This window comes from Microcystis sp. M31BS1, from assembly GCF_020245285.1.
In the GTDB taxonomy this organism is placed as follows: Bacteria; Cyanobacteriota; Cyanobacteriia; order Cyanobacteriales; family Microcystaceae; genus Microcystis; species Microcystis panniformis.
This window is the reverse complement of sequence record NZ_JADBVE010000232.1, coordinates 1-9,579: the sequence shown is the minus strand read 5'-3', so window position 1 is coordinate 9,579 and position 9,579 is coordinate 1. Positions and strand designations below refer to the sequence as shown.

At 41.1% G+C, this 9,579-nt stretch carries 8 protein-coding genes; 1 reads left to right on the top strand and 7 read right to left on the bottom strand.

Annotation, left to right across the window (positions count from 1 at the left end):
• The first annotated feature begins 388 nt into the window (after nucleotides 1–388).
• The gene (locus tag IM509_RS13800) at nucleotides 389–1,282 is read left to right on the top strand and encodes a DNA adenine methylase (protein ID WP_072927952.1); all 894 of its coding nucleotides are present in this window, start codon (nucleotides 389–391) and stop codon (nucleotides 1,280–1,282) included.
• A 9-nt stretch (nucleotides 1,283–1,291) separates the two neighbouring features.
• Here the strand turns inward: IM509_RS13800 and IM509_RS13795 are convergent, their stop codons facing one another.
• From IM509_RS13795 to IM509_RS13765, 7 genes are all read right to left on the bottom strand, one after another.
• Entirely contained in the window at nucleotides 1,292–1,765 is a 474-nt protein-coding gene (locus IM509_RS13795; protein WP_260441279.1) for a hypothetical protein, read from the bottom strand.
• An 18-nt stretch (nucleotides 1,766–1,783) separates the two neighbouring features.
• Nucleotides 1,784–2,074, bottom strand: a complete 291-nt coding sequence (locus IM509_RS13790) for a hypothetical protein (protein WP_242034750.1) — start codon at nucleotides 2,072–2,074, stop codon at nucleotides 1,784–1,786.
• 27 nt (nucleotides 2,075–2,101) lie between these two features.
• Nucleotides 2,102–4,843 (bottom strand): KGGVGR-motif variant AAA ATPase, encoded by a 2,742-nt coding sequence (locus IM509_RS13785; RefSeq protein ID WP_072927372.1) that lies wholly within the window; start codon nucleotides 4,841–4,843, stop codon nucleotides 2,102–2,104.
• Nucleotides 4,840–5,334 carry a hypothetical protein gene (locus IM509_RS13780; protein ID WP_199328879.1) on the bottom strand — a complete coding sequence of 165 codons (495 nt, stop codon included), beginning with the start codon at nucleotides 5,332–5,334 and terminating at the stop codon, nucleotides 4,840–4,842. Before IM509_RS13780 ends, IM509_RS13785 begins: the two co-directional genes overlap by 4 nt.
• Nucleotides 5,335–5,348: 14 nt before the next feature.
• A complete protein-coding gene (gene tkt / locus IM509_RS13775; RefSeq protein WP_185237412.1) occupies nucleotides 5,349–7,355 on the bottom strand; it encodes a transketolase in 2,007 nt (668 codons plus the stop codon).
• 82 nt (nucleotides 7,356–7,437) lie between these two features.
• Nucleotides 7,438–8,688 (bottom strand): beta-ketoacyl-ACP synthase II, encoded by a 1,251-nt coding sequence (gene fabF / locus IM509_RS13770; protein ID WP_185237413.1) that lies wholly within the window; start codon nucleotides 8,686–8,688, stop codon nucleotides 7,438–7,440.
• 69 nt (nucleotides 8,689–8,757) lie between these two features.
• Nucleotides 8,758–9,006: an acyl carrier protein gene (locus IM509_RS13765; RefSeq protein ID WP_002768498.1), complete on the bottom strand. Its 249-nt coding sequence runs from the start codon at nucleotides 9,004–9,006 to the stop codon at nucleotides 8,758–8,760.
• Between the last annotated feature and the right edge of the window lie 573 nt (nucleotides 9,007–9,579).

Sequence of the window (9,579 nt, the reverse complement as noted above, 5' to 3'; positions counted from 1 at the left end):
TGGCAAGCACCCGCTTAGTCCAGTTTTCCGAACAATTTCATCGCTGACAAAACGGATGACTGGTGCCGTTACTTTGTCTTGCCTATTTGGGGTACAAAAGATTTTCTTTATTCCCCTTGACTTTTAAGACAATCGCTACGGTACTTCTTCCTACTTTACATTTTTACATGAACTAAGCCTAAAGCCTAAACTATGTTGACCTATAATCACAAAAAAACCCGCTGGCGCGGGCTTTTTTCACAAAACCAAAGTTTTAATTAACCTAACAACGCTTTTGCCTTCGCTACCACGTTATCCACGGTAAAACCGAACTTCTCTGACATTCCTAGAGAAAATATCGTAATTTTGTTAAAATAATCTCAAAGAAAAGCCTCTAAAATCGAAGGTAATGTCCAAAATCGCTAAAAAACTTAGTAATTCTCCTTTTCGTTATCCTGGCGGTAAATTTTATGCCCGTAAGCTAATCTTAGCTTGTCTTCCCAGTCACCATAAGTATTGTGAACCTTTTGCGGGGGGAGCATCTATATTCTTTGCTAAGGAAAGTGTAGCAGAGAATATTCTCAATGACAAAGATGAAGAATTAATCAACTGTTATCGACATATCAAAGATTATCTTGATAGTCTAATTGAATTATTAAAAGATCTAAACGCTACCAAAGAACTACACAGTTATTATAAAAATGAATTTCAACCAGCCAATGACCTAGAAAGAGCCATGCGTTGGTATTATCTAAATAGAACTTCCTACTCAGGAATTATGAAACTTGAAAATTGTTATTGGGGCTATGGTGATAAGTATTCTATGCGTCCTGAAAACTGGCCTTCTCACCTAAAAACCACTTCGGAAAAACTGCAAAATGTCAATTTATCTTGTTTAGATTTTGAAGATTTAATCAATCAATTACCCGATGATTACTTTTTATTTGTCGATCCTCCTTACTTTCAAGCAGATCAAAATAAATTCTATTCCTGTTTCTTCAGTCTAGAAGATCATGAAAGGTTATGTAAGACGTTGAAAAAACATCAACATCGATTTAAATTTCTTTTGACTTATGATAATTGCTCCGAAATTAGAGAAATGTATGATTGGTGTATTTCTTTACAAGATAATGAATGGAATTACACTATTAATCGAACTGATGATCAAAAAAATGGTTTAAAATTAGAACATGGTTATCAGAGTGAAAGACGCAAGGACAAGGAGGTATTTATTGCTAATTATGATCTTGAGAAACCTGCAAGATTTACACCTCTACAATTAAGTTTATTCGATGTATCTTGATTCCTAATTTTAATCAAGTAAATCCTCTATTTTTTCTATCGGTAGCCATGGTTGTAGAGGTTCAGCCGTATTAACATCAAAGAAAATTTTGGGATAATTAGGGATGAAATTACAGTTTTGATCCTGGCATTTCTGGCGAGAACAATTGATATTATTGGTTTGATTTGCTGTTAAATCTTTACTTCTGGCAACGTACATTTTTAAAAGGGCCTCTTCTTGATTATTAATATTAATTTTGCTTAAAAATATTTGCTCTTTTGGTGTGGGATTCCAAACAAATAGTCCTGTTTCTAAATTGGTCTGAAAAAAAGCATTGGCAAGAGATGTAATCACTAAATCAAAATCTGTTTCAATATATTGATCTTTGTGAATATGGCTCTTCGTTACTTGGTATGATTCGATCAGGGGGCATAAATCGACTAAATCCTTATCCGGCAAGAGACTTAATTGATTAGCTCGTTCTAGATCGAAAACAATTGACAAAAATCGCCAAATGTCTTTCTATATAAGGGTTTCATCCCTTATAAACCCCCTCCATTGCATAACACAAACCGAAGAACCGTGAATATTTAGGCTTGTTGAAGGTATTCCTATCAATTTAGACCTTTGTTCTGCCGCTTTGTCTCCTAAGGTTCTTGATCTCATACATTTGACTTCAATAAAAGGTCTGATACCTCCCTGAAGACGGAAACTACCTTTTTTGGCTAACTTACATTCAGCAGAGTATTTTTTGGCGTTTTTTTGATTGATAATAGCTACGTCTGTTGTGAAAAGCTGATAACAATCAATCATATAGTCATTTCAAAACAGATCGAATCATTAAAAATTTGATTTCCCCAAAACTTTGCGCTTTAAAGCTAGAACACGAGGACGCGCACCTTGACTAGAAAATCCTAACCCTTCACGGAATATTTCGGGCATATAATAACGAACTGCATCTTCTTTATCCTTGTCCTCGTAAATTACTCCCATTTGCTCAAGAACATTGACTGTAGTAGCATCCAGAGCAAACTGTTCTAGAGAAAAAGGAATTTTTTTATCACTATATTGGGTTAAACTTTTTTGTACCCAGCTTTCAAATATAGGATATTCTTCTTTTGCTTCTCTAACTTTTTCCTGACTACAGGGTTCAAGCGCTCGTCGAATCGCTTGGGGAGGCAACAGTCTAGTATTCAACCATTTAGGAAATTGTACTTCTTCTGTTTTTTCTACAGTAACATTCGCAGCATAATACAAAAATCTCACAATATCCCTAGCTTGCAGTCTCCCATTAAAATCAGTTAAAGCCGCAAAAATCCAATTGGCTGACTTAGCTTCTTTGGAATTATCTAAACCTAATTTTTTGCCCCAAAGTAGTTCTAATTTTTCTTTTAAATCTTCAATTGAACAATCGAATAAATCCTGAGAGCGAGCATTAATAACTGATGATTGTATGCAGAGCCAATAGGAAAGTTTAATGAACGATTCTAGATTCCAAGATAGATCATAATCACGATATAAGCCTTCAAATTGTTGCAAGTTTTGTGTGATGATATGTTGGAGAAAATCTCGACGCAGAAAAATTATTAACCCAATATGAGAGTCTCGGATATCCCACAACTTATTCGGTAAATTTTCAATCAAAGCTTTTAAAGCTTTTTGCTGCTGGTTATCCGTAGCTATATGAGGAAAATTATCTTCTAAACCATCGAATAAAAATATAACTCTTGAATTTTTATCCTGAAGATAATGATTGAGTTTCTGAAGATTTGTATCGGGATCATTATAACCCACCACAGTAGAAATTTCTCTGATCCAAAAATTTGCCCAATTAACCTCATTCCAATCTTTATTAGATAGGGATTGAGTTATTTTATCTTCTAAGTCGGAAGCAGTAAAATGGTATTCTTGATTATCTATTGATTTCATTACATTTTCTCTAGCTTCCTTGAGAATATTTTTAGCATTTCCATCTAACTTTTTCGATTGTAGTAGGGGAAATATTAAACCGAGATTTTCTCGGTAATTTTCTTGATTTTGAGGATCAACTTTATTTAAAAAATTTTCCCAAGACTGTAGGCGAGATAGCTGAATATAATTAAAGGTTTTTCCCGCACCTTTAGCACCAATTGAGATAACATTAGGTAGTTTATCTTGAAAATTACGAGCCAGATTTTTTAATGGCTCGGTAATGAGTAAATCTTCCCCTTGTCCCCTTTCTGCATAAATATATTTATTGCAAGTATCCCTGAGTTTTTTCACATCATCTAAGGAGTTATCTGAAGGTGTGGCTGATGCAATGCTATTATTAGATGATTTATCTTCTGCCCATTGTCTTGCCAGTTCCATCAAGGAAGTTGAACTTAATTTGTTTTGAGCTTCGTCCCAATTGTTAACATATAGCAACTCTTGGGCGAAATAAGTTTCTTTAATATCCAGTCTAGTAGTATATAAACTCTCATTTTTGGGTTGAACATAAGCCGACTGTAATTGCTCTAAAATATTCTCAAATGCTGATAAATTTCTGACTTCTGGGGTTAAAAAACTAATAATTATCGAAGGATCATAATAATTATCATCCTTTACTTTTGAATCACTGGGAGCTAGTAAGCCAATTTTTTCTAAAACCATCCTGACACCTCGCCAAGATTGCTCATTAACTGTTGTTACTAAAAATCTTTGGATTCTAGAGTCAAATAAAATTGGGCTAGAAATTTCACTTAATCCTGCTCTTAAATCAATAAATATATAATCTACTGCTAATTTTTGCCCTAATTGATAAATTGCATCCCCTACCTCCCAAGCACCCGATGGATTTCTGGCTAAATTTTCTGGCAGTATAGGAGTATCTAAGAGTTCTTCTTCTTCAATAAAAGCGGGTAAAAAATATAAAGTTGATTTATTTTGCTGTTTGGCAGTTTTCTTAATTTCTTGAGTTACCCAAGAGAGTGCCACCTCTAGAGATGGCTTGGGATATTGATAAACTTCTAAAAAATTGCTCAAAGATACGGTTGCCTCTTGACTTTCATACCTTTGCCAATAGGTTAACCCCGGAGCCTCTAAATCTGAGTCAATAACTAAAATTTTAACTGGTTTATTTATCTCTTTTGCTCTTGCCAAAAGAGCAAGAATATAAGCAGCTAAATGTAGGGTTCTTCCCACACCACCTTTAAAAGAATAAAAAGCAATAATTTCTGGCTTATCTTGATAAGCATTGGGTAAAAAATTATCCGATTGCTCTGAATCTGTATTTTCTTTTAAATAAGCGACTTCCTGCCAAAAAGGTCGAATCGATGGAGAAAAATAAGAACTATTATCTATTAAAATAAATTCTACAGGAATAGAAGCATTATCAATATCTAGCTGAATAATTTGTTCTGATTCTTGATACCAATCTCCGAACCATTCTTTTAATATTGAGTTAGCTTTTGGTTGATCATCTTGATTTTGAATACCAATCTCTAAAGCACTACTAAAACAACTAATTTTAACAATACTATCAGGTAAGTCATTTCCGTTAGCGGTTTCGCGAGCAATTTTTCTTTTAATATCAAACCAAGTTAGTAATGGTCGTCTTCTCATAGTCCCTGCAACTCCTGTGCAATCCAACTTAATATATCTAACAATTTTTTTTCTAATTCATTATCCTTAATATTGTCACAGCATCCCCCATATCGCCACATTTGATTAATTTCAGCGCAAGAAAACTTTCTCTCTTGATTCTTTTTTAAAGGGTTCATACTTAATTGTGAGGGAAGTTTTAGGTTTTCTCCCGCACGCAGTTTGTCTAGTAACTTATTTATATCATGCTGTACCTCAACTAATTCTGGACAAGAATCGGTGCAATCTTTGCTTTGTCTTTTCAGTAAAACTGCTTTGAGACCACATTCAACGGAGTAAAATAGCAATAAACGATGAGCGTTAGTTATGGTTTTGACCTTTGCCGCTCGTTGATTTTCTCTCCATGCTTTTTGTAGTTCTCTGTCTGTAAAAGGAATCACCCAGTCAACCCTTTGCACGATATAGTTCCATCTTAAACACAAAAAACCCGCTTGCGCGGGCTTTTTCCACAAAACCAAAGTTTTAATTAACCTAACAACGCTTTTGCCTTCGCTACCACGTTATCCACGGTAAAACCAAACTTCTCTAGAATCACACCCCCTGGAGCAGAAGCGCCGAAGGTATCAACCCCCAACACATCCCCCTCATCGGTGATGTAACGATGCCAACCCATGGTTGAACCCGCTTCCACTGCGAGACGTTTTTTCACTGCTTTCGGCAGTACCGATTCTTTGTATTCTGCCGATTGTTCCTCGAATAGCTCCCAACAGGGCATAGAAACGACGCGGGCTTTAATTCCTGCTTCTTTCAACACCGCAGCCGCTTTATCGCAGAGATACAACTCGCCACCCGTACCGATGAGAATGACATCGGGAGTACCTTCACAATCGGTGATAGTATAAGCACCTTTAGCCACACCCGCAAGGGAAGTTCCCGCTAAATTGGGCAGATTTTGACGGGAGAGAGCCAATAAAGTCGGGCGTTTCTTTTCGCTCACCGCTACTTTATAAGCACCGGAAGTTTCCGTACCATCTCCCGGACGCATGACTAACAGGTTAGGAATAGCGCGCAGAGAAGCAACGTGTTCCACGGGTTGGTGAGTCGGTCCATCTTCCCCTAAGGCAATGGAATCGTGAGTCATTACCCAGATGACGCGGGTTTCTGACAAGGCCGATAAACGGATAGAATTCCGCATATAGTCGGTGAAAATCAGGAAAGTCGCCCCGTAGGGAATCAATCCCGTGTTATGGAGAGCAATCCCGTTACAAATCGCCCCCATCGCGTGTTCTCGCACGCCAAAATGGACGTTACGCTCCTGATAACTGCCTTTTTGGAAATTACCAAAATGCTCTAATTCGGTGTAGTTAGAGTGGGTTAAATCCGCCGAACCACCGATTAAACCGGGTAAAACCCCCGCAAGGGCATTTAAGCAGATTTCCGAGTGTTTACGACTAGCCAGCGCCTTATCTTCGGGTTTATAAACCGGTAAAGCTTGCTCCCAACCTTCCGGCAGTTGACCGGTGGTTAACTGTTCAAATAAAGCCGCTTCTGCGGGATATTTAGCCTGATATTCGTTAAATAACTTATTCCAGTCCGTTTCTGCCGTCGTTCCCTTGTCCACTGCTTGCCGGAAACGATTTAACACCTCATCGGGAACCACAAACGGCTCGTATTGCCAACCCAGGGCCTTCCGGGTTAACTCGATTTCTGTTGCTCCTAAGGCTGCCCCGTGAACATCGGCGGTATTAGACTTATTGGGGGAACCATAACCGATGGTGGTGGTGATTTTAATCATCGAGGGTTTATCGGTGACAGCTTTGGCAGCCGCAATCGCATTGGCAATGGCATCTAAATCGGTGTTACCATTCTCAACGTGCTGAACGTGCCAACCGTAGGCTTCAAAACGCTTGCTCACGTCTTCGGTGAAAGCGATATCGGTGGAACCATCGATCGAGATATGGTTATCATCATAGAGAGCGATTAACTTGCCTAAACCCCAGTGACCGGCTAAAGAACAAGCTTCCCCGGAAATACCCTCCATATTGCAACCATCACCCAAAATCACATAGGTGTAATGGTCGATAATTTTGGCATCCGGTTTGTTGAAACGGGCCGCTAAATGGGCTTCTGCTAGGGCCAAACCCACACCATTGGCAATCCCTTGACCCAGCGGACCGGTGGTCACTTCTACCCCTTCCGTGACGAAATTTTCGGGGTGGCCGGGGGTTTTCGATTTCCACTGCCGGAATTGTTTAATTTCCTCGAGGGGAACGCTATCGTATCCGGTCAGGTACATCAAAGCGTACTGCAGCATACAACCGTGACCGGCGGAGAGAACAAAACGATCGCGATTGACCCATTGGGGGTTTTTCGGGTTAAAACGCAGGAATTGATCCCAGAGGACAAAGGCCATGGGTGCGGCCCCCATCGGCAGTCCGGGGTGTCCCGATTTAGCTTTTTCCACGGCATCCACCGCTAAAAAACGCACGGCATTAATACAAAGTTCTTCGAGGGATTGGGAGGCGACAACCATAATGTTTTTTAGAATGAACTACAAAAATAAGACCCAGTTAAAGAGGGAGCCACTCACAGATTACTCTTTCAGGGGCATCGACTCAAGCATATTTTCTAAAAGCTAAGGTGACGTTATGGCCGCCAAATCCAAAAGAGTTGGAGAGGGCAGCGTTAACTATCTGCTGACGACTTTCGTAGGGGACGTAATCAAGATCACAATCGGGGTCAGGATTGTCAAGGTTGAGAGTCGGGGGAATCCGATCATTAGCGATCGCCATGACCGTGGCCACGGCTTCAATGCCGCCAGAACCGCCTAAAAGGTGGCCTGTCATCGATTTGGTGGAACTGACGGGGATTTGGTAGGCTGATTCTCCTAAAGCTTTTTTAATCGCCTTGGTTTCCGTGGGATCATTGGCCCCCGTACTGGTGCCGTGGGCGTTGATATAGCTAATTTCCGCCGGAGTTAAACCGGCATCTTTGATCGCTAATTCGATCGCTCTGGTGGCTCCACGACCATCGGGAACCGGTGCAGTCATGTGATAGGCATCGCAAGTCAGACCATAACCGATCATTTCGGCGTAAATCCGCGCCCCACGGGCTAAGGCCGTTTCTAATTCCTCTATAATCAAAATTCCTGCCCCTTCCCCCATGACAAAACCATCCCGGTCCTTGTCAAAGGGACGACTGGCCCGGGTGGGGTCATCGTTGCGGGTGGACAGGGCCTTAGCGGAGGCAAAACCAGCCAATCCTAGGGGGGTAACGGCGGCCTCCGTCCCACCGCAGATCATCCCTTTGGCCAAACCCCTTTGTACTAGACGAAAAGCATCGCCGATGGCATTGGAACCGGCGGCGCAAGCGGTCACGGTGCAGTTACTCGGTCCTTTGGCCCCCGTGTGGATAGCGGTTAAACCAGCGGCCATATTGGCAATCATCATCGGGATCATGAAAGGACTACACCGGCTCGGACCTTTTGTCAAGTAAATTTCCTGTTGATCCTCAAGCACTTTTATGCCACCTACGCCCGTACCAATTAGTACGCCTATATCATCGGCATTGAGAGCGTCGATAACTAATCGAGAATCTTGCAGCGCTTGCAAACTGGCGGCGACGGCAAATTGAGCGAAACGGTCCATGCGCTTTGCCTCTTTGCGATCCACATATTCGTGGGGGTCAAAACCCCGCACTTCCCCAGCAATGCGACAAGCGTGACGGGAGGCATCAAAGTGGGTAATTAAACCAATGCCACTTTTGCCGTTGATTAAGCCTGTCCAATAGTCTGCTAGATTATTGCCGAGGGGAGTGATCGCACCCATCCCCGTGATGACAACCCTTTTTAATGGCAATTCTGTCATGTTTGTTCAAAAATAAGGGCAGATTTTGCCCCAGATATTTAATCCTAATTGTCAATTTTCCCGCAATAATTAGGCGGTTGCTCCTACTTTCTCGCTAATATGGTCAACAGCTTTGCCTACAGTGTCAATTTGTTCGGCCGCTTCGTCGGGAATTTCAATATCAAATTCTTCCTCTAAAGCCATCACTAACTCGACCACATCGAGGGAATCAGCTTGCAGATCATTAGCAAAGCTTGCTTCGGGGGTAACTTTTTCCGGCTCTACTTCTAATTGTTCTACAACAACTTTTTTAACTCGATCGAAGATGTCTGCACTCATGGATGTCAATTTTTATCCGCTGGTTTACCGGACTCTAGCCTCTAGAGTCTGGGGAAATGGGGCGGTGTTACCATTTCCGACAATAAATTTCGGTTAGCTTTTTCACTGACCATTTTTCATCTTACTGGAAGTTGTTCCCCTCTTGATGAAGTTTTTTCGCGATCATCAGGGAAGTGAGGTGTGGGGTGTGGCAATTATGAATTATGAATTATGAATTGGGGAGGTGGGGAAGTGGGGAAGTGGGGTAGTTGGGTGTGGAGTAGTGGAGTAGTGGAGTAGTGGGGTAGTGGGGTAGTGGAACATTTGGAGGAAATTTCCCTAAACCCCTAAATCCCTATCACCCCAAAACCCTATCACCCTGACTCCTATCTCCTGACGACCGAATAAAAAGCAAAAATATAACGGATAACTCCGAAATTCGGATAATAATCACCGGAAATTTTGGGTCTGAAACCCCGCCGTTCTAGGTTGGCTTTACGTTAGAATTAAAAGGCCAGTCTCGAAAACCAAGTGGACGGCGCAGCACCTTGAAAACTCGGCTTAGGGGGTTCCGACCAGAAAAGCTTGGCCGGG

Excerpts from the sequence above, each read along its gene's own strand:
- IM509_RS13800 (WP_072927952.1), top strand. The coding sequence starts at position 389 with ATGTCCAAAATCGCTAAAAAACTTAGTAATTCTCCTTTTCGTTATCCT.
- IM509_RS13790 (WP_242034750.1), bottom strand. The coding sequence starts at position 2,074 with ATGATTGATTGTTATCAGCTTTTCACAACAGACGTAGCTATTATCAAT.
- IM509_RS13785 (WP_072927372.1), bottom strand. The coding sequence starts at position 4,843 with ATGAGAAGACGACCATTACTAACTTGGTTTGATATTAAAAGAAAAATT.
- tkt (WP_185237412.1), bottom strand. The coding sequence starts at position 7,355 with ATGGTTGTCGCCTCCCAATCCCTCGAAGAACTTTGTATTAATGCCGTG.
- fabF (WP_185237413.1), bottom strand. The coding sequence starts at position 8,688 with ATGACAGAATTGCCATTAAAAAGGGTTGTCATCACGGGGATGGGTGCG.
- IM509_RS13765 (WP_002768498.1), bottom strand. The coding sequence starts at position 9,006 with ATGAGTGCAGACATCTTCGATCGAGTTAAAAAAGTTGTTGTAGAACAA.